The organism is Mycobacterium genavense ATCC 51234, from assembly GCF_000526915.1.
GTDB classification, from domain to species: domain Bacteria; phylum Actinomycetota; class Actinomycetes; order Mycobacteriales; family Mycobacteriaceae; genus Mycobacterium; species Mycobacterium genavense.
In genome coordinates this window covers 1-25,657 of record NZ_JAGZ01000014.1, presented here as the reverse complement: position 1 = coordinate 25,657, position 25,657 = coordinate 1, and the positions used below count along the sequence as shown (strand labels likewise).

20 protein-coding genes, 3 tRNA genes and 4 pseudogenes are annotated in these 25,657 nt (G+C 66.1%); 13 read left to right on the top strand and 14 right to left on the bottom strand.

The genetic code is table 11. The features are described from left to right. Nucleotides 1-268, bottom strand: a pseudogene (locus tag T428_RS30190) (DUF1918 domain-containing protein). A gap of 179 nt (nucleotides 269-447) precedes the next feature. Further along, complete coding sequence (locus T428_RS0122060; RefSeq protein WP_025738171.1) at nucleotides 448-1,860, bottom strand: PAS domain-containing sensor histidine kinase; 1,413 nt, start codon at nucleotides 1,858-1,860, stop codon at nucleotides 448-450. A gap of 299 nt (nucleotides 1,861-2,159) precedes the next feature. On the opposite strand from T428_RS0122060, the gene T428_RS0122055 reads away from it, so the two are divergent. Together T428_RS0122055 and T428_RS30185 are read left to right on the top strand one after the other, a co-directional pair. Then, nucleotides 2,160-2,501 carry a GNAT family N-acetyltransferase gene (locus tag T428_RS0122055; RefSeq protein ID WP_025738170.1) on the top strand — a complete coding sequence of 114 codons (342 nt, stop codon included), beginning with the start codon at nucleotides 2,160-2,162 and terminating at the stop codon, nucleotides 2,499-2,501. A 333-nt stretch (nucleotides 2,502-2,834) separates the two neighbouring features. Then, nucleotides 2,835-4,141: pseudogene (locus T428_RS30185) on the top strand (PPE family protein, SVP subgroup). A 2-nt stretch (nucleotides 4,142-4,143) separates the two neighbouring features. Here T428_RS30185 and T428_RS30180 read toward each other — a convergent pair. Both T428_RS30180 and T428_RS0122040 read right to left on the bottom strand, forming a co-directional pair. Next, nucleotides 4,144-5,037 (bottom strand): annotated as a pseudogene (locus T428_RS30180) (SCO6745 family protein). A 194-nt stretch (nucleotides 5,038-5,231) separates the two neighbouring features. Further along, nucleotides 5,232-5,317 (bottom strand) — tRNA-Leu (locus T428_RS0122040). Nucleotides 5,318-5,540: 223 nt separating this feature from the next. Between T428_RS0122040 and T428_RS0122035 the strand changes: the two genes are divergently transcribed. From T428_RS0122035 to pknB, 7 genes are all read left to right on the top strand, one after another. After that, nucleotides 5,541-7,103 (top strand): FHA domain-containing protein, encoded by a 1,563-nt coding sequence (locus T428_RS0122035; RefSeq protein WP_025738169.1) that lies wholly within the window; start codon nucleotides 5,541-5,543, stop codon nucleotides 7,101-7,103. Between the two features lie 108 nt (nucleotides 7,104-7,211). Further along, complete coding sequence (locus tag T428_RS0122030) at nucleotides 7,212-7,679, top strand: FHA domain-containing protein FhaB/FipA (protein WP_025738168.1); 468 nt, start codon at nucleotides 7,212-7,214, stop codon at nucleotides 7,677-7,679. Continuing rightward, nucleotides 7,676-9,196 (top strand): PP2C family protein-serine/threonine phosphatase, encoded by a 1,521-nt coding sequence (locus tag T428_RS0122025; protein WP_025738167.1) that lies wholly within the window; start codon nucleotides 7,676-7,678, stop codon nucleotides 9,194-9,196. The genes T428_RS0122030 and T428_RS0122025 overlap by 4 nt, the downstream gene beginning before the upstream one ends. Beyond that, nucleotides 9,193-10,602: an FtsW/RodA/SpoVE family cell cycle protein gene (locus T428_RS0122020; RefSeq protein WP_025738166.1), complete on the top strand. Its 1,410-nt coding sequence runs from the start codon at nucleotides 9,193-9,195 to the stop codon at nucleotides 10,600-10,602. The genes T428_RS0122025 and T428_RS0122020 overlap by 4 nt, the downstream gene beginning before the upstream one ends. Continuing rightward, on the top strand, nucleotides 10,599-12,077 hold the full coding sequence (gene pbpA, locus T428_RS0122015) for a D,D-transpeptidase PbpA (protein ID WP_025738165.1): 1,479 nt from the start codon (nucleotides 10,599-10,601) through the stop codon (nucleotides 12,075-12,077). Before T428_RS0122020 ends, pbpA begins: the two co-directional genes overlap by 4 nt. 73 nt (nucleotides 12,078-12,150) lie before the next feature. Further along, a complete protein-coding gene (locus tag T428_RS30175; protein WP_084298838.1) occupies nucleotides 12,151-13,476 on the top strand; it encodes a serine/threonine-protein kinase in 1,326 nt (441 codons plus the stop codon). Further along, entirely contained in the window at nucleotides 13,473-15,350 is a 1,878-nt protein-coding gene (gene pknB / locus T428_RS0122005) for a Stk1 family PASTA domain-containing Ser/Thr kinase (protein ID WP_025738224.1), read from the top strand. The genes T428_RS30175 and pknB overlap by 4 nt, the downstream gene beginning before the upstream one ends. Here pknB and T428_RS0122000 read toward each other — a convergent pair. Beyond that, nucleotides 15,328-16,011 carry an aminodeoxychorismate/anthranilate synthase component II gene (locus tag T428_RS0122000; protein WP_025738164.1) on the bottom strand — a complete coding sequence of 228 codons (684 nt, stop codon included), beginning with the start codon at nucleotides 16,009-16,011 and terminating at the stop codon, nucleotides 15,328-15,330. The genes pknB and T428_RS0122000 overlap by 23 nt on opposite strands. A 48-nt stretch (nucleotides 16,012-16,059) precedes the next feature. Further along, nucleotides 16,060-16,803, bottom strand: a complete 744-nt coding sequence (locus T428_RS0121995; protein WP_025738163.1) for a DUF881 domain-containing protein — start codon at nucleotides 16,801-16,803, stop codon at nucleotides 16,060-16,062. A gap of 118 nt (nucleotides 16,804-16,921) precedes the next feature. Between T428_RS0121995 and crgA the strand changes: the two genes are divergently transcribed. Further along, nucleotides 16,922-17,203 carry a cell division protein CrgA gene (crgA, locus tag T428_RS0121990; RefSeq protein ID WP_025738162.1) on the top strand — a complete coding sequence of 94 codons (282 nt, stop codon included), beginning with the start codon at nucleotides 16,922-16,924 and terminating at the stop codon, nucleotides 17,201-17,203. A 155-nt stretch (nucleotides 17,204-17,358) separates the two neighbouring features. After that, nucleotides 17,359-17,793 (top strand): PH domain-containing protein, encoded by a 435-nt coding sequence (locus T428_RS0121985; RefSeq protein ID WP_025738161.1) that lies wholly within the window; start codon nucleotides 17,359-17,361, stop codon nucleotides 17,791-17,793. 10 nt (nucleotides 17,794-17,803) lie between these two features. On the opposite strand, the gene T428_RS0121980 is transcribed toward T428_RS0121985, so the two are convergent. After that, nucleotides 17,804-18,352 carry a peptidylprolyl isomerase gene (locus T428_RS0121980; protein ID WP_025738160.1) on the bottom strand — a complete coding sequence of 183 codons (549 nt, stop codon included), beginning with the start codon at nucleotides 18,350-18,352 and terminating at the stop codon, nucleotides 17,804-17,806. A 140-nt stretch (nucleotides 18,353-18,492) separates the two neighbouring features. On the opposite strand from T428_RS0121980, the gene cwsA reads away from it, so the two are divergent. Next, a complete protein-coding gene (cwsA, locus tag T428_RS0121975) occupies nucleotides 18,493-18,912 on the top strand; it encodes a cell wall synthesis protein CwsA (protein WP_025738159.1) in 420 nt (139 codons plus the stop codon). Between the two features lie 244 nt (nucleotides 18,913-19,156). After that, nucleotides 19,157-19,318: pseudogene (locus T428_RS32385) on the top strand (excalibur calcium-binding domain-containing protein); the annotation flags it as partial. A gap of 614 nt (nucleotides 19,319-19,932) precedes the next feature. Here the strand turns inward: T428_RS32385 and T428_RS32980 are convergent. From T428_RS32980 to T428_RS36230, 7 genes are all read right to left on the bottom strand, one after another. Continuing rightward, a complete protein-coding gene (locus tag T428_RS32980) occupies nucleotides 19,933-20,442 on the bottom strand; it encodes a hypothetical protein (RefSeq protein ID WP_169733691.1) in 510 nt (169 codons plus the stop codon). Nucleotides 20,443-20,500: 58 nt separating this feature from the next. Beyond that, nucleotides 20,501-20,785, bottom strand: coding sequence for a PIN domain-containing protein (locus tag T428_RS35040; protein WP_245605036.1), 285 nt, complete (start codon nucleotides 20,783-20,785; stop codon nucleotides 20,501-20,503). 940 nt (nucleotides 20,786-21,725) lie between these two features. Then, a tRNA-Ala gene (locus T428_RS0121955) sits at nucleotides 21,726-21,798 on the bottom strand. A 139-nt stretch (nucleotides 21,799-21,937) separates the two neighbouring features. Next, nucleotides 21,938-22,011 (bottom strand) — tRNA-Ile (locus tag T428_RS0121950). A 61-nt stretch (nucleotides 22,012-22,072) separates the two neighbouring features. Next, a complete protein-coding gene (locus T428_RS0121945) occupies nucleotides 22,073-22,894 on the bottom strand; it encodes a DUF3566 domain-containing protein (RefSeq protein ID WP_025738156.1) in 822 nt (273 codons plus the stop codon). A 129-nt stretch (nucleotides 22,895-23,023) separates the two neighbouring features. Further along, the gene (gyrA, locus tag T428_RS0121940) at nucleotides 23,024-25,537 is read right to left on the bottom strand and encodes a DNA gyrase subunit A (protein WP_025738155.1); all 2,514 of its coding nucleotides are present in this window, start codon (nucleotides 25,535-25,537) and stop codon (nucleotides 23,024-23,026) included. Between the two features lie 28 nt (nucleotides 25,538-25,565). After that, nucleotides 25,566-25,657, bottom strand: a 92-nt coding sequence (locus T428_RS36230) for a hypothetical protein (RefSeq protein WP_425412070.1), incomplete at its 5' end; no start/stop codon positions are given.

Sequence of the window (25,657 nt, the reverse complement as noted above, 5' to 3'; positions counted from 1 at the left end):
TTACTTGGTGTCGGGCCTATGCATCGCACGCTGCACTGCCGCAAACCGTGACCGGGCATGTTCGTCGGCTGCTGTCTGCTCTGCTTGGGTGACCACCACCGCGTCGGGGCCCGGGAATACCAGGGCCTCGCGATTGTCGTCGAGCCAACGCACCATATAGGGCGGCGAACCGTCTTGTGAGTGCACTTCGGTGATGATCCCGCGCCGATCTGGCCGCTCCAATGTCCGTCCCTTGATGACCAAACCAGTCGCCCACGGTCGCGTCCATTGCCATCTCCTCGCCTGCGTCGTTGTCGGTCCGCCTCCATCGTGCGGATGCCCATGGCGTACCGAGAAGGGCAATACACCACTAACCGTCTGGGCCAAAAGTCAACCGAGGCAACAGGAGTGCACCGTCCCAGCCGCGTCTTCCAGCAGGGGCGAGCGGGCGTCGGCCATAGTGCGTGTCTAGTGGAGGGGAGCCGCCCATCGCAGCCGGACGCCGCCGTCGGGACCGGCGCCGACGGTGAAGGTACCGCCGACCGCTTCGGCGCGTTGCCGGAGGCTGATAAGGCCACTTCCGTTTATGTCGTCGGGGATGCCCCTGCCGTTGTCGACGACGTCGATGCACAGCTCGTCAGCAACATCGATGGCGATCGAAAGCTTCGTGGCGTGGGCGTGGAGTACTGCGTTCTTGATCGCTTCCGCGACGACGGATTCGGCGTGCTCGGCCAGCGGGCCCTCAACCACCGATAGAGGCCCTTTGTACTGCACGGTGGTGGCCAGATCCCCTGACAGTTGGCCGATTATCTCGTCGAGACGATGGCGTAGCCCCATGCTATCGCTGGGCTTGCGGCGCAGGCCGAAGATCGCCGTGCGGAAGTCTTGGACCACTCCATGCAGATCATCGACCGCGTCGTTCAGGCGTTGCTGCACCTCGGTCGATCGCACCCGCGGGATGGTGCTCTGCAGCGCGAGCCCGACGGCGAACACTCGCTGGATGGCGTGGTCTTGCAGTTCGCCCGCGATGCGGTCGCGTTCAGCGAATATTTCGGCCTCGGTGCGGGCTTGGGCTAGCTCCGACTGGATCGCCAGCTGATGGGTCATGTCGCGCATCGCCGCCGACACCAGCACTCCATGGGTGGTGCGCATCGGGCTGAGGCTGACTTCGACGGGAAACTCGTTACCGTTGCAATCAACTCCCCATAGTTGCAGCCCGATCCCCATTCGACGCGGCGCAGGGTAGGCGAAGAAACTGCTGCGCAGGCCCTTGTGGGCGTCTCGGAACCGTTGCGGGATAAGGATTTCGACTTCCCGGCCAATCAGGTCCTCGCGCCGATAGCCGAACATGCGGTCGGCTTGGGCGTTCGCGAGCATGATGCGCCCGTCCGAGGTGACGATGACCATCGCGTCCGGTGCTGACTCCAGGAGGTCATGGAACATGGTCTCCGTCCGCTCATGCTCGGCGGTCAGGTCTCGGATCACATTCGTGAACCCGGTGATCGCGCCCGTTTCATCGTGAATCGGGGTCAACGTCATACTGGCCCGAAACCGTTGACCGTCTTTGCGCACCCGCCAGCCCTCGAACTCGAACCGCCCCGAGCTGCGGGCGGCGGCTAGCTCGCGTTCGACCGCCCCGGCGGCGCGGTCCTCGTCGATGTAAAGCATCGACACCGGCCGATCGAGGACCTCAGCCGGTGAATAACCCAACATCGCCTGTGCACCCGGGCACCAGCGGACCACGTCGCCGTTCGCGTCGAGCTGGACGATCGCATAATCGGTAATCGCGTCGACCACCGCATCGACGTCGTAAAGACGTTCGCGAAGGCCTTTGTTGAGCAACGTCGCACTTAGGTAGCTTTCAGCGCTGGGTGATGTCATCGCGCCCGGCCCTCTCTCGTCACCCAAGCTTCACCTGCGAAAATGCTACCGTTTGACTCAAGGCGTTACCTAGGACGCAGCAGCGTAACGTGGATACAGATCCGCGAACTCGCAATCCCCTTGGGACGGTAGGTCAAACGAGAATCGAAGTCCCCACCACTGGCAATATCGGCCACACCATCTTTGCCACGCCTCACGAGTCGCAGGGGTGGGGCGGATGACCAGCTTGCCGGGAGAGTTGCCGCCACCCGGCTGCGGCGAAGACGCATACCGCACCGACCGAAGGGAAAGGGAACCACATGACCACCGACAAGACCGGCGCAGAAACCACGGTCACCGAGGGGCATCAGACGTACACCATCGCCGTCGAGGACAAGACCGTCGGCCACGCCGACTACGCCGACCGTGGTGAACAGCGCGTTTTCCACCACACCGTCGTCGACCCCGACTACGGCGGACGCGGCCTGGCGACCATCCTCGTCGAGGAGGCGCTGAACAAGACGCGGGACGCGGGCAAACGGATCGTGCCCGTGTGCTCGATGGTCCAGACGGTGCTCAAGAAGCATCCCGAATTCGACGAGCTCACCGACCCGCCGACCGTCGAGGTCAGGGCCTGGGTGCAGACCCAACCGGCCGGCTAGTCAGCAGTCGGTCGACGACGGCTTTACTGGAGGCGATCCTCTGGTACCGCCGCTCAGATGGGACAGCTAAATCTCTCCCGTGTGGTTGTCCGGTAACACGATTCGGCGGACAATGCGGCGTGACTTAACGTGTTATCGCAGGGCAGCTGGGTAGATCGGGCACTCCCGTTGCTAAGCGTCCTAGCGGCGGCAGTGGTAGGCGGACCTCCCAACTAACCCACAGCCTCCGTGAGCAAAATGATTGGCTCGGGCGACCAGGCCGGGCGATGGCGTCGCGTTGGTTTGCCGTTCACCACGGCGGCCAGCGCCGGGCCTGCTCGATCGGAGGGAAAAGTGGACTTCGGAGCACTGCCGCCAGAGATCAACTCTGCGCGCGGCGTCGGCGTGGGAAACGCTGGCCGCGGAGCTGTACTCGACGGCAACCTCCTACCAGTCGGCAATTACTGAGCTGACCGCAGGGCCGTGGCTGGGTCCTGCCGCAGCAACCATGGCCGCGACCGCCGCTCCGTATGTGGCCTGGCTGCGCATCGCCGCCGAGCAGGCTGAGCAGGCGGGCAACCAGGCGATCGCCGCGGCGGCCGCTTACGAAGCCACGTTCGCGGAGACGGTGCCGCCGCCGGTGGTCGCCGCCAACCGCGCCCTGCTGGCGGCGCTGATCGCGGCCAACTTCTTCGGGCAGAACACCAGCGCGATCGCGACCACCGAAGCGCAATACAGCGAGATGTGGGCGCAGGATGCCGGCGCGATGCAGAGCTACGCGACCTCCTCGGCGGCGGCGACGTCGCTGACGCCGTTCCAGTCGCCATCGCCGAGCACCAGCAGCGACGGATCCGCGTTCCAAGCCGAGGCGGTCGCACAATCCGCCGGCGCCTCTGCCGGCAGCGCACAGCGGACCGTCCAGCAGGCGATCACTGCTGTCCCCGCCGCGATAACCAACCTGGCCAGTCCGGCCGACGCGTTCGGGTTCGGCGGCCGCGACCTGCTCGGCCTGCTCGCGGACCTGAGCGCGGTTTTCCTCGACCCGGAAATCGGTGCGGCCGGACTTGCCGCCGACACCTCGCTGGGGGTCACGGCTCTTCCCTACGACGTGGGCGGATATTGGACCGGTGTCCACACCGACGACATCGTCAGCGGTTGGGCGGGGATAGAACCGTGGCCGGGCAATGCGCCGACGCCACCGACGACCTTTCCAGTCGTCACCAATCCGGCGGCGTCGGTGTCCGCTTGGTTTGGCCACGCCCCCTCGGTCGGACGGCTGTCGGTGCCACCGGCCTGGGCGGCCGCGGCCCCGGAATTGCGCGCGATGACGACGGCGCTGCCGGCCGCGACCGTCGGCGCCGCCGCGCAAGCGACCGGTTCCAGCGCGGGAGTCTGTTCAGCCAGATGGCCCTGGCGAGCATGGCCGGGCGCGCGATGGCCGGCACCACCGGGGGAGGCGGCGCAAGACTCCAGGAACGAATCGGGGTGCCCGGCAAAAAGGTGACAAGCCGCCGGCCGACTTGCAACAGGCTCCGTTGGGCGGTCCGATCACCAGTATCGCCGCCGAGCTGCGTGAGCTGGCCTCACTGCGCGATGCGGGGATCCTCACCCAAGACGAGTTCATCGAGCAGAAGCAGCGCTTGCTCCCCCGCGACCCGTAGCGCTAAACAGAGCTCAAGTGTGCACTGGCGTCGTGTAATTCATTGCACCGCAATGCCATTGGAGTGACCGCAAGAACGTCTCCGCCTTTCACCACCGCACGCGTGAGCGGCGTGAGTGGTTGGAACAGTGCCTCGACCTCGTCGTTGCTGAGCGCGTCGAGTGCCGAGAGTCCGAGCACGTCGGTGCTCGACTCGACGCGTTCCTTGAGTTCGGCGCCGGCTGCCGTGAGCGTGCCGTCGTCGTTGAGCAGTCCACGCTCGGCCAGCCGCTGTTCGTGGTGGCGCCACTCGGTCTCGTCGTAATCGCGGGTGCGGGCGAGGTAATCGCGGGGGGACGCGACCCGCCGTGGCGTGCAACACGTTGCACTCCCGGCCCGAGATGCCGGCCGCGGTCAAAACCGCCACATGGCCGTCGCCGCGGTGCTCACGCAGCAGCGTGGTGGCATGCCAGAGGGCGGCCAGCGGAGTGTCGGGCCAGGGCAGCGCGCGGTTGGCGGCGAACAGCGGGCACCCGTCGACGGGTGCCGTACATGCGCCTTTTTCGCTAATTCCGCTGCGGTGATGACGTTTTCGTCGTCGTCCAGGCCGGAGCGGCGCAGCGCAGCCACCGCTGAGTCCTGCCTGGCCCGCAAGGCGGCGTCCGGTCCGGCGATCTGCCATGCCGTCGGCAAGGCTTTGGCGACGCGATGCGGGGCGAAGTTGTGGAAGATGGCGGTCACCAGCTCCGGCGGCGCCATGCCCAGCGGGGCGGAGCGGGCCGCGAAGTAGCCCATCCAGAAGCCGCGGTAGCCCAGCTCGTCGAGTGCGGCCCGCGCCTCCGGCGCGAAGTAAGTCACCGCGTGCACCGGTTCGAATCGGTCGTAGAAGCGCCGCGCCAGCTCAGATTGTCTGCGCACGATTGCAGTTAATCACCGGCGCGGCCAATCCCGGTGCCGGGATGGCGATGGATAAGGCCACGACACCTCGTAGAGTTCGTGGCCACGTCCTGAGCAGCCACCACATCGACCCCGACAAAAACTACTGGCGCAACCAAAACAAAACCCCGACACATGGCAGGGGAATCTGTAACCCATGACGCGACTCATCACAGTGGTGGGCGAAGGGGGACTTGAACCCCCACGTCCCGAAGGACACTGGCACCTGAAGCCAGCGCGTCTGCCATTCCGCCACTCGCCCGGGGAAACAACCAAAGGACCATATCACTCTAGTTGCCCCGCGCCCTAACCGTGCCCGTCGACGGCGCGACCGAGGGTGACCAGCGTGGATTCGATTCTCAGAATTCTCACGGTGCCGCAGCGTCGCGGTGTCCCGATAACATGCATGAGTGATGCGACACGCGGGCAAGACGTTTGCCTTGCCCCGGCGATATACCTCGACAAGTGCGGGCGAGCGCTGAAGCATGGGTAGCCAAAGGGGGCTTGCCGCCCGGATCGAGCGCAAGCTCGAATCGACCGTCGGCGACGCATTTGCCCGGATGTTCGGCGGATCGATCGTGCCTCAAGAGGTTGAGGCGCTATTGCGCCGGGAAGCCGAGGACGGCCTGCGGCCGCTTCGCGGAAACTACCTTTTGGCGCCCAACGAATACGTCATTACCCTCGGTGTGCACGACTTCGAGAAGGTGCGCGCCGATCCGGCTCTGACGTCGGGCGCATTCGGTAGATACCTGGCCGACTACATCCATGAACAGGGGTGGGAAACGTATGGTGATGTCGTCGTTCGGTTCGAGCAGTTGCCGAACCTGCGTACCGGACAGTTTCGCGCCCGCGGTGCTGTCAACCCAGATGTCGAGGCCCGCCCGAAAGTCCACGATGCCGCCCCGCCACAATCAAATCAGGCGTTCAGCGCAGAACCAGGAGTACCACCGATGACTGACAACTCGAGCTACCGCGGTCAGGGGCAGGGGCGTCCCGGCGACGAGTATTACGGGCGTCCGCAAGACGACCAGCGCGGCGGCCAGGACCTGCAGGGCGGACCGGACCCTCGCGGGGGATATCCGCCGGAACAGGGCGGCTACCCGCCCCAAGGCGGATACCAACCGCCCCGTCCGCCCGAGCAGGGTGGCTGTCAGGAGCAGCGCGGCGGATACCCGGAGCAGGGTGGCTACCCCGACCAGCGCGGCTACCAGGACCAGGGGCGCGGCTACCCCGATCAGGGTCGGGGTGTTTACCCGCCGTCGTATGAGCAGCGTCCGCCCGCCGGTGGCGGCGGCTACGGCGCCCAGGGTTACGACCACGCCGGGCAAGGTTACGACCAGGGCTACCGCTCGGGTGGCGGCGGTTACGGTCAGCCTGGCGGCGGGCAGCCACCCGGCGGTGTCCAGCAGGGCTACGGCGGCGGCTACGGCGAGTACGGTCGCGGGCCCGCGCGTCCCGAGGAGGGCGGCTACGCACCGGGAGTGCCCGAACCGCAGCGGCCGCTTTACCCCGAGCAGGGTGGCGGATACGACCAGGGTTACCAGCAAGGTGGCCAGGGCTACGGCGGCCGGCCGGAGTACGGCGGCGGGGACTACACGCAGTACGCGGAGAACATTCCGGCCGGCGGGTACGGCCCCGGGGCAGGCGGCGGCTACCCCGAGACCGCCCATCGCGAATACGACTACGGCCAACAGCCCGATTACGGCCAGCAGGCCGGGGGCGGCTACGGCGGTTACGGACAGGGCGGTTATGGCGCGGCCGGGACGGCGGTCACGCTGCAGCTCGACGACGGCAGCGGCCGCACCTATCAGCTGCGCGACGGCTCCAACATCGTCGGTCGCGGACAGGACGCCCAGTTCCGGTTGCCCGACACCGGTGTGTCCCGGCGCCACTTGGAAATCCGCTGGGACGGACAGGTCGCGCTGCTGTCCGACCTCAACTCCACCAACGGCACGACGGTCAACAACGCGCCGGTGCAGGAGTGGCAGTTGGCCGATGGCGACGTGATCCGTTTGGGCCACTCGGAAATTATCGTTCGGATCCACTGAACGCAGCGGGCATAAGCTGCCGTACTTCGCCCCGCGTCGACCGCCCTCCAAGTATCGTGACGTTGCTTGGATTCATGAGGTGCGGCGCCAGGACGGAAAGGACGCCAGATGCAGGGACTGGTACTGCAGCTGACGCGTGCCGGATTTTTGATGCTGTTATGGGTGTTCATCTGGTCTGTTCTCCGGATCTTGAAGACTGACATCTACGCACCGACCGGTGCGGTCATGGTCCGCCGCGGTTTGGTGTTGCGGGGCACGTTGCTGCCGTCGCGCCAGCGCCGCCATGCTGCCCGCTATCTGGTGGTGACCGAAGGGGCGTTGGCAGGTGCGCGCATCACGCTCAGCGGGCAGCCGGTGTTGATCGGACGCGCGGACGATTCGACGCTGGTGCTGACCGACGACTACGCCTCGACGCGGCATGCCCGGCTGTCGCAGCGCGGCTCGGAATGGTACGTCGAAGATCTAGGATCGACCAACGGCACTTACCTTGACAGGGCGAAGGTGACCACCGCGGTACGAGTTCCAATCGGGACGCCGATTCGGATCGGCAAGACGGCAATCGAGCTGCGCCCGTGACCCTGGTCCTGCGATATGCCGCCCGCAGCGATCGCGGCCTGGTGCGCACCAACAACGAAGACTCGGTCTATGCCGGCGCTCGACTGCTGGCCCTGGCCGACGGCATGGGCGGCCACGCCGCCGGCGAAGTCGCGTCTCAGCTGGTGATCGCCGCGCTGGCACACCTCGACGACGACGAACCCGGCGGCGACCTGCTCGCCAAGCTCGATGCGGCAGTGCGCGCCGGCAACTCGGCCATCGCCGCCCAAGTGGAGATGGAGCCCGACCTCGAAGGGATGGGCACCACCCTTACCGCAATCCTGTTCGCGGGCAACCGTCTTGGGCTGGTGCACATCGGAGACTCACGCGGCTATCTGCTCCGCGACGGCGAACTGACCCAGATCACCAAGGACGACACCTTCGTCCAAACCCTGGTCGACGAAGGACGAATCACCAAGGAAGAGGCGCACAGCCATCCGCAACGATCGCTGATCATGCGGGCACTGACCGGCCACGAGGTCAAGCCCACTTTGACCATGCGCGAAGCGCGCGCCGGTGATCGCTACCTGCTCTGCTCGGACGGGTTGTCCGACCCGGTAAGCGACGAGACCATCCACGAAGCACTCCAGATACCCGACGTTGCTGAAAGTGCTTACCGCCTAATCGAATTGGCGCTACGCGGCGGCGGGCCCGACAACGTGACGGTCGTGGTCGCCGACGTCGTCGACTACGACTATGGCCAGACTCAGCCGATTCTGGCCGGCGCGGTCTCCGGTGAAGAAGACCAGCTGACGTTGCCCAACACTTCGGCCGGGCGGGCTTCTGCCATCGGTCCCCGCAAAGAGCCCGCCAAACGCGTTGTGCAACAAGAGGAGCCCGTGCCCCGGCCCCGGTTTGCCTGGCGGCGAATGTTCATCGTCACCACGCTGGTGGTGCTGCTGGCGCTCACGGGCCTGGCCATCGGACGCGCGATCATCCGAAGCAACTACTACGTCACCGAATACGACGGCATGGTGTCGATCATGAAGGGGATCCAAGGATCCCTGCTGGGAGTGTCGCTGCACGAACCCTATTTGGTGGGCTGTCTCAACGCACGCAACGACTTATCGATCATCGGCTTCAGCCAATCCGGTGGGCACCCCGACTGCCGCCTCATGCAATTGCAGGACCTGCGCCCCGCCGCGCGCGCACAAGTGTTGGCCGGGCTTCCCGCCGGGACTCTCGACGAGGCCGAGGCGCAGTTGAAAGAGTTGTCGGCCAACAACTTGCTGCCACCGTGCCCGCCGCCCCGGGCGACGTCACTGCCCGGCTCGCCGAGCCCGGCGACCAGCCTGGCGACTCCGCCCAGTGTCACCGCGCCCCCCGCCCCTTCCACCGGCACCCCACCCAACAGCTCGCCTGTCGGCACCGACCCAGCCAGTACCAGTACCAGTGCTGCTGCGCCCGCGACCACGTCGGCCCCGCCCCCTTCCCCGACGGTGACCACGCTCCCGCCACTCCCACCACAGCCGGGCATCGACTGCCGGGCGGCTGCATGACCACGCAGGTCCAACCTCCGGTCACGGTCACCCCGCCGCTGCCGACTCGACGCAACTCCGAACTGCTGCTGTTGTGCTTCGCCGCAGTGATCACCGTCGCCGCGCTGCTGATCGTCGATGCGAACCAGGAGCACGGCCTGGACTGGGCGCTTGCCAGCTACGGGCTCGGCTTTCTGGCTCTGTTCGGAAGCGCGCACCTGGCCATCAGGCGCTTCGCGCCCTACACCGATCCGCTGCTGTTGCCAATTGTGGCGCTGCTCAACGGACTTGGCCTGGTGATGATCCACCGCCTGGACCTCGTCGGCAACGAGCTCAGCGGTCGTCATCACCCCAGCGCCACCCAACAAGTGCTGTGGACCCTGGTCGGCGTCGCCACGTTCGCACTCGTCGTCACCTTCCTCAAAGACCACCGGCAGCTGGCGCGCTACGGCTACATTTTCGGGCTCACCGGTCTGGTCTTCTTGGCCATCCCCGCGGTTCTGCCGGCCTCGCTGTCCGAGCAGAACGGCGCCAAAATCTGGATTCGCTTGCCGGGCTTCTCAATTCAGCCCGCCGAGTTCTCCAAGATTCTGCTGCTGATCTTCTTCTCCGCGGTGCTGGTCGCCAAGCGCGGTCTGTTCACCAGCGTCGGCAAGCACCTGATGGGGATGACGCTGCCCCGCCCGCGAGACCTCGCCCCGCTGTTGGCGGCGTGGGTGATCTCGATCGTCGTCATGGTCTTCGAAAAAGACCTCGGCACTTCGCTATTGCTTTACGCGTCGTTTCTGGTGGTGGTCTACCTGGCCACGCAGCGTTTCAGTTGGGTGGTCATCGGGCTGACGCTGTTCGCCGCGGGAAGCGTTGCGGCGTATTTCATGTTCGCGCACGTGCGGACCCGGGTGCAGATGTGGTGGGATCCTTTCTCCGACCCCGACGGTAGCGGCTATCAGATCGTGCAGTCGCTGTTCAGCTTTGCCACCGGAGGCATCTTCGGCACCGGTCTGGGCAACGGCCAGCCCGACACGGTACCGGCCGCCTCCACCGACTTCATCATCGCCGCATTCGGTGAGGAACTCGGACTGGTCGGGTTGGCCAGCATCTTGATGCTCTACACCATCGTCATCGTCCGGGGCATGCGCACGGCGATCGCGGCGCGCGACAGCTTCGGCAAGCTGCTGGCCGCGGGCCTGGCATCGACCCTGGCGATCCAGCTGTTCATCGTCGTCGGCGGTGTCACCCAGCTGATCCCGCTCACCGGACTGACCACACCGTGGATGTCCTACGGCGGGTCCTCACTGCTGGCCAACTACGTGTTGTTGGCCATCCTGGCGCGCGTCTCGCACAGCGCCCGACGCCCGTTGCGATCCCGCACGCGCGACACGTCGCCGATCGCGGCGGCCGGCACCGAGGTGATTCAGAAGGTATGAACACCTCGCTCCGTCGCATCTCGATGACCGTGATGGCGTTGATCGTGCTGCTCCTTCTCAACGCCACCATAACGCAGGTGTTCGCCGCCGACGGGCTACGGGCAGACCCGCGCAACCAGCGCGTCCTGCTCGACGAGTACTCGCGCCAGCGCGGTCAGATCATCGCGGGCGGCCAGCTGCTGGCCTATTCGGTGGCCACCGACAGCCGGTTTCGTTTCCTGCGGGTGTATCCCAACCCCACGGTGTATGCGCCGATCACCGGCTTCTACTCGTTGCGGTATTCCAGCTCCGGGCTGGAACGCGCGGAGAACTCGCTGCTGAACGGCTCCGACGCGCGGCTGTTCGGGCGCCGGCTGGCCGACTTCTTCACCGGCCGTGACCCGCGCGGCGGCAACGTCGACACCACGATCAATCCCCGGATGCAGCAGGCTGCCTGGGACGCGATGCAGCAGGGTTGCGGCGGGCCGCCGTGCAAGGGAGCCGTGGTGGCCCTGGAGCCGTCCACCGGCAAAATTCTGGCCATGGTGTCCTCGCCGTCGTATGACCCCAACCTGCTGTCCTCCCACGACCCCGAGGTGCAGGCGCAGGCGTGGCAGCGGCTGCGCGACGACCCGGACAGCCCGCTCACCAACCGTGCGATGTCGGAGACCTACCCACCCGGTTCGACCTTCAAGGTGATCACCACCGCGGCGGCACTGCAGGCCGGGGCCAAGGACGACGAGCAGCTGACGGCGGCGCCCACGATCCCGCTGCCCAACAGCACCGCCACCTTGGAGAACTACGGCGGCCTGCCGTGTGGCGACCAGCCGACCGTTTCGCTGAGCGAGGCCTTCGCCAGGTCGTGCAACACCGCATTCGTCCAGCTGGGCATCCTCACCGGAGCCGAGGCCCTGCGCAGCATGGCACATTCGTTCGGCATGGACAGCAACCCCAGCGTGATTCCGCTTCAAGTGGCGGAATCCACTGTTGGGATAATCGCGGATGCCGCCGCTCTCGGGATGTCTAGCATCGGGCAGAAAGACGTGGCGCTGACCCCGCTGCAGAACGCGGAGATCGCCGCGACGATCGCGAACGACGGCGTGACGATGCAGCCTTACCTGGTCGAAAGCCTCAAGGGACCGGACTTGGCCAACATCAGCACGACTGCGCCCTATCAGCAGCGTCGCGCGGTATCACCGCAGATCGCCGTTAAGCTGACAGAGCTCATGATCGGTGCCGAGAAGGCTGCGCAGCAGAAAGGGGCCATTCCCGGCGTGCAGATCGCATCCAAGACCGGTACCGCAGAGCATGGCGCCAACCCGCGCAACACTCCGCCGCACGCGTGGTACATCGCGTTCGCCCCCGCCCAGGCCCCGAAGGTGGCGGTGGCGGTACTCGTGGAGAACGGGGGCGACCGCCTGTCGGCGACCGGCGGGGCTATCGCGGCGCCGATCGGGCGGGCCGTCATCCAGGCCGCATTGCAGGGGGGCCCATGAGCCCGCGCAGGCGAGCGCGCGTGAGGATCGCAGCGCGGAACGCGCGAGGACCGGAGCGTGCGGGAGACAAGCCATGAGCCCCCGAGTTGGAGTGACGCTGTCGGGCAGGTACCGGCTACAGCGTCTCATCGCCACCGGCGGCATGGGCCAGGTGTGGGAGGCCGTCGACAGCCGGCTGGGCCGGCGGGTGGCCGTCAAGGTCCTCAAGGCGGAGTTCTCCCAGGACCCCGAGTTCATCGAGCGGTTCCGTGCCGAGGCGCGGACGACCGCGATGCTCAACCACCCGGGGATCGCCGCCGTGCACGACTACGGCGAGAGCCAGCTGGATGGCGAAGGTCGCACCGCCTATCTGGTGATGGAGCTGGTCAACGGTGAGCCGCTGAACTCGGTGCTCAAGCGCACGGGCCGGCTGTCGCTGCGCCACGCGCTGGACATGCTCGAGCAGACGGGCCGCGCGCTGCAGGTCGCCCATGCCGCCGGTCTGGTCCACCGCGACGTCAAACCGGGCAACATCCTGATTACCCCGACTGGTCAGGTGAAGATCACCGACTTCGGTATCGCCAAGGCCGTCGACGCCGCGCCCGTCACTCAGACCGGCATGGTGATGGGCACCGCTCAATACATCGCGCCCGAGCAGGCGCTGGGCCACGATGCCACCCCCTCCAGCGACGTGTACTCGCTGGGAGTCGTTGGCTACGAGGTGGTTTCGGGCAAGCGCCCGTTCACCGGCGACGGCGCGTTGACGGTGGCGATGAAGCACATCAAGGAACCGCCCCCGCCGCTGCCGCAGGAGCTTCCGCCCAATGTGCGCGAACTCATCGAGATCACGCTGGTCAAGAACCCCGGCATGCGTTACCGCAGTGGTGGGCCGTTCGCCGACGCGGTCGCCGCGGTTCGCGCCGGGCGACGTCCGCCGCGGCCTAGCCAGTCACCGCCGCCGGGACGCGCCTCGCCGGCCGCCATTCCGTCGAGCCCGCAGACCCGGACCACCGCCGCGCCCAGTGCGCGGGGCGCGGCGGCCAGCCGATCGCGGCCGGCCGCCAGCGGTCGCCGCCCACCGCCGGCCCGTCGCACCTTTTCCTCCGGGCAGCGCGCACTGCTGTGGGCCGCCGGGGTGCTCGGGGCGCTCGCCATCATCATCGCGGTGCTCATCGTGATCAACTCTCGCGGTGACAACCAGCAGCCGCCGCCCCCGACGGTCACCGACACCGGGACACCGCCGGCGACCGCGCCGCCGGCCACCAAGACCCCGAGCGGTTTCGCGCCGGGTTGGCGCCCGGATTGGACGGATCGCGGCGCGATAGGTAATTCTGGATTTCACGGCAGGCCACCCGAACTGAGCTGGGCCACCCCCCTGACGCCCAGCCTTTCGCCGGCCCGACACGAGACACCGCAATGACCACCCCGCAGCATCTGTCCGACCGCTACGAACTGGGCGACATCCTCGGTTTCGGGGGTATGTCCGAGGTTCACCTCGCCCGTGACGTCCGCTTGCACCGTGACGTCGCGGTGAAGGTGCTGCGCGCCGACCTTGCCCGCGACCCCAGTTTCTATTTGCGGTTCCGTCGCGAGGCGCAGAACGCCGCAGCGCTCAATCACCCGGCGATCGTCGCGGTCTACGACACCGGCGAGGCGGAAACCCCCGCCGGCCCGCTGCCCTACATCGTCATGGAGTACGTCGACGGCGTCACATTGCGCGACATCGTGCACAACGACGGGCCCCTGCCGCCGCGGCGCGCGATCGAGATCATCGCCGACGCCTGCCAGGCGCTGAACTTCAGCCACCAAAACGGCATCATCCACCGCGACGTCAAGCCGGCGAACATCATGATCAGCACGACCAATGCGGTCAAGGTGATGGACTTCGGCATCGCGCGGGCGATCGCCGACAGCGGCAACAGCGTCACCCAGACCGCGGCCGTAATCGGGACCGCACAGTATCTTTCGCCGGAGCAGGCCCGGGGTGATTCCGTCGACGCCCGCTCCGATGTCTACTCGCTGGGCTGTGTGCTTTACGAAATCCTCACGGGTGAACCACCTTTCACCGGCGATTCGCCGGTTTCGGTTGCCTACCAACATGTTCGCGTGGACCCCGTGGCGCCCTCGAAGCGGCACGCGGGCATTTCCCCCGACCTCGACGCCGTTGTGCTCAAGGCGCTGGCCAAAAATCCGGACAACCGCTACCAAACCGCGGCGGAGATGCGCGCCGATCTGGTTCGGGTGCACAACGGGGAACCGCCGGAAGCGCCGAAGGTACTCACCGATGCCGAGCGCACCTCACTGCTGGCCTCGACCGGTCCAGGCCATGGTTCGCGCACCGATCCGCTACCGCGCCAACACTTTAGCGACACCGACCCCGAACGGATGGGCGGTCCGGTCGGTCGCTGGGTCGTCGCGGTCGCCGTGCTGGCGGTGCTCACGATCGTCGTCGTGATCGCATTCAACACGTTCGGCGGATCGACCCGCGATGTGCAAGTGCCCGACATGCGCGGCCAGGTGTCTGCCGATGCCGTTGCCGCGCTGCAGAATCGCGGCTTCAAGACCCGCACCCTGCAAAAGCCCGACTCGTCGATCCCGCCCGACCACGTCATCAGCACCGATCCCGGCGCGAACGCGTCAGTGGCGGCCGGTGACGAGATCACGATCAACGTATCGACCGGACCGGAACAACGTGAAGTACCCGACGTGTCCTCGATGAGTTACGCCGACGCGGTCAGCAAACTCAAGGCCGCCGGGTTCACCAAATTCAAGCAGGCGAACTCGCCGTCGACGCCGGAGTTGCTGGGCAAGGTGGTCGGCACCAATCCACCCGCCAACCAGACGTCGGCGATCACCAACGTCGTCACCGTGATCGTGGGGTCCGGCCCCGAGACCAAGCAGGTTCCCGACGTCGCGGGCCAGACCATCGACGTCGCACAGAAGAACTTGACGGTCTACGGCTTCACCAAGATCACCGAGACTTCGGTGGACAGCCCCCGGCCGGCCGGTGAGGTGATCGGCACCAATCCGCCCAAGGGACAGACGATTCCGGTTGACTCGATAGTCGAGCTGCAGGTGTCGAAGGGCAATCAGTTCCTGATGCCCGACCTGACCGGCATGTTCTGGACCGACGCCGAGCCACGGTTACGCGCGCTGGGCTGGACGGGCGTGCTGGACAAGGGCGCCGACGTCGACGCCGGCGGCTCCCAGTCCCACAAGGTCGTCTACCAGAACCCGCCGGCCGGCGCCGGGGTCAACCGGGACGGCATCATCACGCTGAAGTTCGGTCAGTAGCCCCCGGGTCGGGAAAATACGGCCGCACCGCGCAGCGGACCTCGTTCTCCAGCCGGCGGACCAAAGTGTCATCGCGCGACCACCCGCAACAGGCCAGCCAGTTGGCCAGTATCCGGTGACCGCCCTCAGTGAGGATCGACTCCGGGTGGAACTGCACACCGTGGATGGGCAGTTCGGTGTGACGCACGGCCATGATGACCCCGCTGCGGGTCTGGGCCGTCACCTCCAGCACCGGCGGCAGCGACTCCGGCAGGATGGTCAGCGAGTGGTAACGAGTCGCCGTGAACGGATCCGGAAGTCCTTGCAGCACACCGGAATTCGTGTGGTGGACGCTGCTGGTCTTGCCGTGCAGCAGTTCGGGTGCTCGGTCGACGGTAGCACCGAACGCCACCCCGATGGCCTGGTGCCCGAGACAGACGCCCAGCAGCGGGGTGGCCGCTGCGGCGCACGCCCGGACCAGGTCGATCGAGGCACCCGCACGTTCCGGGGTGCCCGGCCCGGGGCTGAGCAGCACACCGTCGAACTGCGCGGCGATGCCGGCTTGATCGGACAGCCTGGCGTCGTCGTTGCGCCACACGTCAGCTTCGACGCCGAGTTGCCCCAAGTACTGCACGAGGTTGAACACGAAGCTGTCGTAGTTGTCGACAACCAGGATCCGCATCGTGTCAGGTTACCGCCCGCCGAACGTCGGGGCCGGCTCCGTGGCCCCTCAGTAGTCGACGGGGCCGCCCGGCTGCGCGAAATGCATCTGGACCGGCTCGGTGTGGCCGACGAGCTGCACGTCGGGCTTGACGTCCTCGTGGTAGCCGAGGCCGAACCGCACGACGTACTGCTTGTAGAGGACCACCAGGGGAGCAGCGCCGAGGGCGGCTTGCATGGCGGCGGGGTTGCCGATCGCCGTGATCGTGTACGGCGGGCTGTAGGTGCGCCCGTTGAGCAGGAGCGTGTTGCCGACACAGCGCGGCACCGACGTGGCGATGATCCGCTGATCCTGCATCTGGATCGCCTCGGCGCCGGCACTCCACATGGCGTTGAGGACGGCCAGGATGTCTTGCTGGTGGACCACCAGGTCGTCGGGAGAGGTATTGCGAGGGAAACGGCCGTTGGCGTCGCGCTGGGCGTCGTCCAGCGTCACCACCAGCCCCGGCCCGTGGACCGGGGTCGTGTCCGCTTCAGCGGCCAACTCGGCCGAGCGCCGCAGCATTGCCGCCAATGCGGCATCGGACGACCGAAGATGCGTCGAGTCGATCTTGCCTGCCAGTTGGTCCCGCTCGGCCTTGAGGCGATTCACCGAGGCCTGCGTCTCACGCACCAAGTCGACCAGGCGCGGCGCGTCGCTGCGACGGATCTCGGCGCCACCGGACACCCCGTGGGTGGCCGCCAGCAGCAGTCCGGCCAGCAGACAAACCAGTGGCACCCCGAAGCGCCATGGTGACCGGCGGGTCTGGATCATCGAGTCTCCAATTTCCTGGTCGGGGGGCCAGGTGGGTTAATCTCGTAGCCAAGTCCTGCGGGTAGCTACAACCACTATCGTTGCACCCCGTCCCGCTCATTGTGATCCCGAGGTAGTCATGCCCAAGTCCAAGGTCCGCAAGAAGAACGACTTCACCGTCAGCGCGGTTAGCCGGACGCCGGTGAAGGTGAAAGTCGGGCCCTCCAGCGTGTGGTTCGTCGCGCTGTTCGTGGGACTGATGTTGATCGGTCTTGTTTGGCTGATGGTGTTCCAGTTGGCGGCCGTCGGAAGCCAGGCACCGACCGCCCTGAATTGGATGGCGCAACTGGGCCCGTGGAACTACGCGATCGCGTTCGCTTTCATGATCACCGGTTTGTTGCTCACGATGCGCTGGCACTAACCAAGATCAAATTCGGAATGAATTCATCTTGGAGCCGTTCCCTGGCTGCGCCAGCAACCTTGTGGGCACCCAATCACACGCGTGTGATTTATCCCCACTGTTGATAGCTGATGTGGATAACTGTATCGGCGGTGGTGGGAGGGGTTAAGGACGGCGTGCAGCAAACGCAATGGGAGCCGCGTGCGGCGGGAGTTGCTGGTTGTGGCCTCGGCGGGCTGTTTATGGCTATCGCGAGTGTGACCGTGGTCACAGACCTGCCGGGGCGCGTCATGGTGGGGATTGCCGGGGCGGGTCTGCTGTTGTTTGCGGGCGCGACGTGGCGCGCACGCCCAAAGCTAGCAATTACCCCCGCCGGTTTGGTCATCCGGGGATGGTTCCGGACGCAGGTATTGCGGCACGCCGACATCAAGATCATTCGGATCACCGAGTTCCGCCGGATGGGGCGCAAGGTGCGCTTCCTGGAAGTCGAAACGGCCGACGACAGCCTGGTGCTGTTCTCGCGCTGGGACCTCGGCACCGAGCCGCTAGGCGTGCTCGACGCGCTCACCGACGCCGGCTATGCCGGTCGACGCGGCGGCGAGCCGGGTTAGCGCAACCGATTCAGGAGATCGTGATCGACTCGATGACGACCGGCTCGGTCGGACGGTCGTTGCCGTCGGTCGCCGTCGTGGCGATCGCGTCGACCACCCGCTGCGACTCGGGCTCGACCACCTCGCCGAAGATGGTGTGACGCCGGTTCAGGTGCGGCGTCTGTCCGACGGTGATGAAGAATTGCGAGCCGTTGGTGCCCGGCCCCGCGTTGGCCATGGCCAGCAGGTAGGGCTTGTCGAACTGCAGCTCGGGGTGGAACTCGTCGGCGAATTGGTAGCCCGGCCCGCCGCGGCCGGTGCCGGTCGGGTCCCCGCCCTGGATCATGAAGCCCTGGATCACTCTGTGAAAGACCGCGCCGTCGTAGAACGGACCGGAAGGACCGCCCGACGCATTTTGGGTCGAGTACTCCTTGGTGCCCTGCGCCAGGCCAACGAAGTTGGCGACAGTCTTCGGCGCGTGGTTTCCAAACAAAGCGATCTTGATGTCGCCGCGGTTGGTGTGCAGTGTGGCAATGGCAGTCTGATACGGGCTGTTGGTCACGACACCAGAGTCTGCCATTGCCCGCGGCCGCGCCCGCACCGGGTGTCGCTCGACGGGGACCCGGCGCCAAAAATCCCGCCGCCGCGCGGCAATCGGCACGCCGGTGTTCTTATGGTGGCAGTCTGTAGGTTCCACGACCCGGCGCGGAAAGGCGGCAGATGAACGCGACGGCGGAATCCCGGCTGACCCCCAGGCAGCGACTGTCCCGGGGCCTGGCCTACTCGGCGGTGGGACCGGTCGACGTCACTCGCGGTGTCATCGGGTTGGGGGCCGACACCGTACAGGCGACCGCAGCGGAGTTGCGTCGCCGCTACCGTCAAGGCCAACTTTCTCGCGATATCGCCGCGGCACAGGAAACGACTGCGCAGGAGGTGGTGTCGTGCCTGCCGCAGGCATTGCAGGACGCGCGCAAATCCCGGCGCCGCCGCAGCAAGCGCCCCCTGCTGATCGCGGCAGTGGCCGTCGTGGTCCTGGCCGGCGGTGCGGCAGCATTCAGCATCGTCCGGCGTTCGACCAATCGGGACAACCCCGATCCGTCGCCGCGACCACCCAGCGTGGACGTGCAGCAGCGGCCCTGACGCCCGCCGCTCAAAATTTACCGATTGCATTGTGCCCGTTCGCGATCCGTTGTCCCGGATCATCCCGCTAACTGGCGTTAGGCCGCCGATCCTGATCGCTCCCGTGCTGTCGGCGACGGCCACGGGATGCGCCGACGCTCCGGCGCCCACACAAATCACGACCCAGTAAGACCTCGCCGCGTCACTCCCCGGCGAGGCCCGAAAGTCCTGTGCGCCTGGGGAACTCGGCACACGGGATTGGTGGCCGTACGCGAACTGCAAGGCGGCCGCGAAGGACGGGCGGTACAACATCCCGCGAGGCGACCCGGCCTACGGACAATGGCTAGACCGGGACATCGACGGTATCGCCTGCGAATCCCACTCGGCGCCGCGCCGGCGTCAGTCGTCGATGTGGTTCGGCGGCTGACCCAGGGGATCGGCTGCGACGGGTCAACCGGGTAGCACTCGGGCGGCGGCGTCACGTCCTCGATCACACCGCGGCCACCGAAGACCGGGTAGCTGGGGGCCTGGTGGCACCGCTCGTAGACGCCGTTCGGGCCCGGCGGCTTGTCGCAGTAGGACTCGCCCGGAATGAGGGTGCCCTGACAGCCCGCAGATGCTGGCGGAGCCAGCCCGATGCCAATTCCGACTCCGCCGAACGTCAATGCCGCTCCCAGCGTCACGGTTCCGGCGACCCGCGCTGATTTGATCATGAGCGGCACGATACAGCTAATACTGTGGCTGTGGCCTTGCCGGCCGAGTGAGTTTACCTGGACGTAGCAAATGAGTGGGTTTGGCTCCGCGGGCCGGCGGCCAATGTCTAAGCAGGAGTCGGTAATTCAGTCGGTACGCCTAGCACCGGGGCGGCGTTTCTTGATTTGTGGAGCCTAGGGGAACCGAACCCCTGACACCTGCCTTGCAAAGGCGAATCGCGCCGCCGTTCAACGGGTTACAGCCTGATCGACATGCGGAAATGCACAACCGTAGTTAACGGTAGTTATCTGTAACTGTGGTCAAATTGTGGTCAGAATACGTCCATTGTCAGTGCCCCGGCGTAGCTTCACCAACATGATTGATGCGTGGAAGGAAGCGCGCGAGGCCAATGAGCGCTTCAGCAAGCTCGGATCCGAAGCCCAGAACACCGAGATCCGGCAACTCGCCGAGGGCCTGGCGCAACTGGCGAAAGCCATCCAGGGAATAGCCGACCCCGATAAGGCCCAGCTGACGATGAAATGGCCAGATGACTAACCATTGGTGCCCGTGGTGCGGGTTCGAGCTCGACGAGTCCGGCCGGCAGAGCTGGGTGCATCGGCATCCGTTCTGCGCGACGGTGTTCGGGGTTCCGACAATGTTCACCGCCGTCAGCGTCACGCTGGCGTACCCGTGGATCTTCATCCCGGTACTCATCGTCGCCGCGCCCTCTGGGTCGACCGCCGGAACCGCCGCCGCGCCGCCACCGCCGCGCGCGCCGACTACGAACACCGCCAGCTCATGATGGCCGCCGTCTTCCGTCCGCAGCAGTCTAGGTTTGAACGACAAGCGCGGATCCACGCGGCCGATCATTGGTCGATCACGCAACCAATTCAGCGCACCGCGTGAGCCTTTCGGGTCACCAGTCGACTGGTTTAGTCCAACGGCCGACGGTATCCGGCATCTGATTGGTGTAGTACTGGCGCGGCGATAGCCGCCCCCACCAGTGTCTGCCAGCGCCATCGTTCGGCAGCCCACGCAGCGCACCCGCTAGGAGTTTGTTACCCGGGTTCACGGTGCCCACCGGAACGAGCGTGCGGGCTATCTCCAGGGGCAGCGCCAGATCAGAGTCATTTGAGATGACGATCGCAGCCTTTACCTCGCCGCGAAATACATACGCGAGAAGGTGGGTCGCGACGTTCACGTCAGACCCCTTCTCTTCGCGCACCCGAACAGTTGCGAGGGGAAGCGGGGTACCGTCGCTGCCGGTGGCCGATTGGACGGGTATGCCTTGCCAGGACTCTGCGCCCGACGGGACGATCACTTGCACACCACCAGATGCAGTCTTATTCGCCAGCGGGGCAACCTTGGCCTAAGCCACATAGCGGCCGAGCTCTAGGACATCGATCGTCCCGTGAGTTCGCAGCGCTTTCAGGTAGATGTCCTGGTCCGTGTAGGCGCTAGGGCTATCGGCTGGATCTACGCGGGCAGTGCAGTACACGATCCGGTGCACCGATGCCCCCTGCCAACCGCAGAGGCTATTCGCGAGACCGCGAATATCGAGCCACCGCCAGCCCGCCGTGCCGCGACCGCAGTGAGCGCGCATACCGTAGTACAGGTTGTAAGCGTCTACGTAAACCCCGATCTTCATGACGATGAACCTACGTCCATCGTCATGAAGCGTGTAGAGGAAAAGATCCCGCCCTGACGAGAGGACAAGGTGGGTATTTACAACGTAGGCACTTTAGACGACGGCGTCAAGTCACACACGTCACTCTAGCCACAGAAGCCTAGCCTTCTGCTCTGAGCTTAGCGAACGGCCGCGGCCACCTCACGAAGAGACCTCATACCGGGGCTCTGACCAGGCTCGTAGTAGTCGCCGCGTTGAATGATCGGCGGAAGACGGAGCCGCTAATGAACAGCTTCACCCTTGGTCAACTACGAGCTGCAGAACATGTTGGGCCATGAGTCCGCGGGGCTGACGTTGGACCGGTACAGGCACCTGTACGGGTCGGATGTGGAGGCTGTCGGGGTAACCATCAACGCTCTTTTAACTGGCAATTGTGGCCACAATGTGGTCGACAGGTCCGATTCGGCGTCGATGCTGTTGGCGCAAACACTGCCTGAACTGCGAATTTCACCTGTGGAGCCTAGGGGAATCGAACCCCTGACACCTGCCTTGCAAAGGCAGTGCTCTACCAACTGAGCTAAGGCCCCTCGACAACCGGTGCGGGATCAACTGCTGCCACGTGCCAGACCTCGACGCCACGGCGTGACCGCAGCACCGCCGTCACCAAGACGATCAGCGCCAACGGCAATGCAAGTCTCACACAACGTCTAGACGGGTACATGGTTGTGGGCCTAGGAGGACTCGAACCTCCGACCTCTTCGTTATCAGCGAAGCGCTCTAACCGCCTGAGCTATAGGCCCGTACACGCGTACGGCCGAGCGACGAGATTACCGCAATCGCCGCCCCACCCCAACACCTGCACTAATCGCGGTCCGCCAACGTGACTTCGACGCCGCCAATCAAGTCGGTGGTCAGGTTGTAGACGAACGCGCCGATCGTGGCCATCGCCGTCAACAACACGATGTTGACCAATCCGATCAGCACGGCTCCACCGAAGATGGTCCCGCTCGAGACCAGTTCCCCGCTGCTGCCGCTGGTGTTGTTCAGCAGGTCACCGACGTTGCTGTTGAGCTTGGCCCACACGCCCATGCCGCCGAGCACCAGATACAGGAACGCCACCGCGATCATCCAGACGAAGAACAATGCCACCGAAAGCATCAGGGACACCTTCAAGGTGCTCCACGGATCAATGCGCCGGATCTGCATGCTGGCCCGCACCGGGCCTCCTCGCCGCCGCGAAACCTGAACCAGGCTGTCCCGGTTCTCCCGAGATTCCGTCACCGTCGAGCGCCCGGCCGGCTGCGGCGATTCCGAGCCGCGCTCCGGGGCGGTGCCGCGCTGAATCCCGCCGGACAGGTCGGGCAACTCGCTGGCGTAAGCCTCGTGCGTGGGGCCGTCGCCGCGGCCGGGCGCGTTGCCGCCCGAGATGAAGCGGTTGACCCGCGCGTCGACGCCGGAGGGCGGGCCCGGCGGCCGCGCCTCGCCCGGCGGTTCGCTTTGACGATTCCCGGGGTTGGCGGCCCGGGCAACGCCGCGATGCCACGGCGGCGAGTCGCCCCCGTCCGGACTACGGCCTGCCTGGGAGGGCGTCCCGCGCGGGTGGGCACCGGTCCGCTCGGCCGAAACGTCCCCGTTCTGGCTGTCGCCCTTCTTGGGGGCACCCGGCTCGCTCGGTGAGGTCACCGGAACTCCTTACCTTTGCGGCCGCCCGGTCGGTGGCCCGTGCACTGTCTCTGGTCGGGCTGAGTCTAGTTGCCCCTGTCCGGTGACAGTCCCTTGGCAGGCGACTGCCCGGGCCGCGGCCCTGGCGGGCTAGCTCTGCGGCTCGTCGACGCGTTCCTCGCCGTCCTCGTCCGCACTTTCCTCGGCGTTGCGGGCAATGGCCAACAGCGTGTCGCCCTCACCCAGGTTCATCAACCGAACGCCCTTGGTCTGCCGGCCGGCCTTACGGACCTGGCGCGCTACGGTACGGATGACATCACCACCCGAGGTGATCGCGTACAACTCGCTGTCGTCGTCGACAATCAACGCCCCCACCAGACTGCCACGGCGGCGGTCGTACTGGACGGTCAAGACGCCCTTGCCGCCGCGGCCCTGCACCGGGTACTCCTCGATCGCGGTGCGTTTGGCGTAACCCCCGGCCGTAGCGACCAACAGGAACATGCCTTCCTGCACCACATTCAGCGACAGCAGCCGGTCGTCCTCGTTGAAACGCATGCCCTGCACACCGGAGGTGGCGCGGCCCATCGGTCGCAGCGCCTCGTCGGTCGCCGAGAACCGGATGGACTGCCCGTTGGCCGAGACCAGCAGCAGATCGTCCTCGGCCGAGCACAGCACGGCCCCGACCAGCTCGTCGCCATCACGCAGGTTGATCGCGACGATCCCGCCGGAGCGGTTGGAGTCGAAGTCGGTCAGCTTGGACTTCTTCACCAGACCGTTCTTGGTGGCCAACACCAGATATGGCGCATCTTCGTAGCTGCGGATCTGGATGACCTGCGCGATGCGTTCCTCGGGCTGGAAGGCCAACAGGTTGGCGACGTGCTGGCCGCGTGCCGTGCGGGACGCCTCCGGCAGCTCGTAGGCCTTGGCCCGATACACCCGCCCCTGCGTGGTGAAGAACAGAATCCAGTCGTGCGTTGACGACACGAAGAAGTGCGCGACGATGTCGTCCTGTTTGAGACCAGCCCCCTGCACGCCCTTCCCGCCGCGCTTCTGGCTGCGGTACAGGTCGGTCTTGGTGCGTTTGGCGTAGCCGGTTTCGGTGATCGTGACAACGACGTCCTCGCGCGCGATCAGGTCCTCGTCGTTGACGTCGCCGTCGGCCGCGACGATGCGGGTCCGCCGGGCGTCGCCGTGCTTCTCGACGATCTCGGCGAGCTCGTCGCGCACGATGCCGCGCTGCCGCTCCGGCTTGGCCAGGATGTCTTCCAGGTCGGCGATCTCGGCTTCGATCTTGGCCAGGTCGTCGATGATGCGCTGGCGCTCCAGGGCCGCCAGCCGGCGCAACTGCATGTCCAGGATCGCCTGGGCCTGGATCTCGTCGATATCGAGCAGCTCGATCAAGCCGGCCCGGGCGATGTCGACGGTTTCCGAAGCCCGGATCAACGCGATGACTTCGTCCAGCGCGTCCAGCGCTTTGACCAGACCGCGCAGAATGCGGGCCCGCTCGTTGGCTTTCCGCAGCCGGTAGGTGGTCCGGCGAATGATCACGTCGAGTTGGTGTTCGACGTAGAGCCGGATCATCTGGTCCAGGCGCAGCGTGCGCGGCACGCCGTCGACGATGGACAGCATGTTGGCGCCGAAGCTGGTCTGCAGTTGGGTGTGCTTGTAGAGGTTGTTCAGCACCACCTTCGCGACGGCGTCCCGCTTGACCTCGACGACGATCCGCAGACCCACCCGGTCGCTGGACTGGTCCTCGATGTTGGAGATCCCGGCGAGCTTGCCGTCGCGGACCTGCTCAGCGATCGAGGTGATGAAGTTGTCGTGGTTGACCTGATACGGCAGCTCGGTGATGACCAGCGAGGTCCGGCCACGCGAATCCTCTTCTACCTCAACAACTCCGCGCATCCGAATGGAACCGCGGCCGGTGGTGTAGGCGTCGTGGATCCCCTGCGATCCGACGATCAGACCGTGGGTGGGGAAGTCCGGGCCCTTCACCCGTTCGCACACCGCGGCGAGGGTGGCCTCTTCGTCGGCCTCGTGATTGTCCAGGCACCAGAACACCGCCTCGGCGAGCTCGCCGAGGTTGTGCGGCGGGATGTTGGTGGCCATGCCGACCGCGATGCCACCCGAACCGTTGGCCAGCAGGTTGGGGAACCGGCTGGGCAGCACGGTCGGTTCTTGCACCCGGCCGTCGTAGTTGGGGATGAAATCGACTGTCTCCTCGTCGATTTCGCGCAGCATCTCCATGGCCAACGGCGTCAGCCGGGCTTCGGTGTACCGCATGGCGGCCGGCGGGTCGTTGCCCGGCGAACCGAAGTTGCCCTGCCCGTCGACCAGCGGGTAGCGCAGCGACCACGGCTGCGCCATCCGGACCAGGGTGTCGTAGATCGACGCGTCACCGTGCGGGTGGTAGTTACCCATCGTCTCGGCGACCGACCGCGCCGACTTCGCGTGGCTGCGGTCCGGGCGGAATCCCGAGTCGAACATCGCGTAGAGCACCCGGCGGTGCACCGGCTTGAGGCCGTCGCGGACCTCCGGCAGCGCGCGGCCCACGATCACGCTCATCGCGTAATCGATGTAGCTGCGCTGCATCTCCTGCTGGATGTCGACCGGTTCGATCCGGTCGACCGAGTCGTCGCCCGGCGGCAGCGTGGTGTCAGTCATGTAGTCCTCGTTGGTGTCTCAGACGTGCTCAGATGTCCAGGAAGCGAACGTCTTTGGCGTTGCGGGTGATGAAGCTGCGGCGTGCGTCGACGTCCTCGCCCATCAGGATGGAGAACAGTT

Coding starts and splice junctions, on each gene's coding strand:
- cwsA (WP_025738159.1), top strand. CDS start 18,493: ATGAACGCGACGGCGGAATCCCGGCTGACCCCCAGGCAGCGACTGTCC.
- crgA (WP_025738162.1), top strand. CDS start 16,922: ATGCCCAAGTCCAAGGTCCGCAAGAAGAACGACTTCACCGTCAGCGCG.
- T428_RS0121995 (WP_025738163.1), bottom strand. CDS start 16,803: ATGATCCAGACCCGCCGGTCACCATGGCGCTTCGGGGTGCCACTGGTT.
- T428_RS0121980 (WP_025738160.1), bottom strand. CDS start 18,352: ATGGCAGACTCTGGTGTCGTGACCAACAGCCCGTATCAGACTGCCATT.
- pbpA (WP_025738165.1), top strand. CDS start 10,599: ATGAACACCTCGCTCCGTCGCATCTCGATGACCGTGATGGCGTTGATC.
- T428_RS0122060 (WP_025738171.1), bottom strand. CDS start 1,860: ATGACATCACCCAGCGCTGAAAGCTACCTAAGTGCGACGTTGCTCAAC.
- T428_RS0122035 (WP_025738169.1), top strand. CDS start 5,541: ATGGGTAGCCAAAGGGGGCTTGCCGCCCGGATCGAGCGCAAGCTCGAA.
- gyrA (WP_025738155.1), bottom strand. CDS start 25,537: ATGACTGACACCACGCTGCCGCCGGGCGACGACTCGGTCGACCGGATC.
- T428_RS0122020 (WP_025738166.1), top strand. CDS start 9,193: ATGACCACGCAGGTCCAACCTCCGGTCACGGTCACCCCGCCGCTGCCG.
- pknB (WP_025738224.1), top strand. CDS start 13,473: ATGACCACCCCGCAGCATCTGTCCGACCGCTACGAACTGGGCGACATC.
- T428_RS0122055 (WP_025738170.1), top strand. CDS start 2,160: ATGACCACCGACAAGACCGGCGCAGAAACCACGGTCACCGAGGGGCAT.
- T428_RS0122030 (WP_025738168.1), top strand. CDS start 7,212: ATGCAGGGACTGGTACTGCAGCTGACGCGTGCCGGATTTTTGATGCTG.
- T428_RS0122000 (WP_025738164.1), bottom strand. CDS start 16,011: ATGCGGATCCTGGTTGTCGACAACTACGACAGCTTCGTGTTCAACCTC.
- T428_RS30175 (WP_084298838.1), top strand. CDS start 12,151: ATGAGCCCCCGAGTTGGAGTGACGCTGTCGGGCAGGTACCGGCTACAG.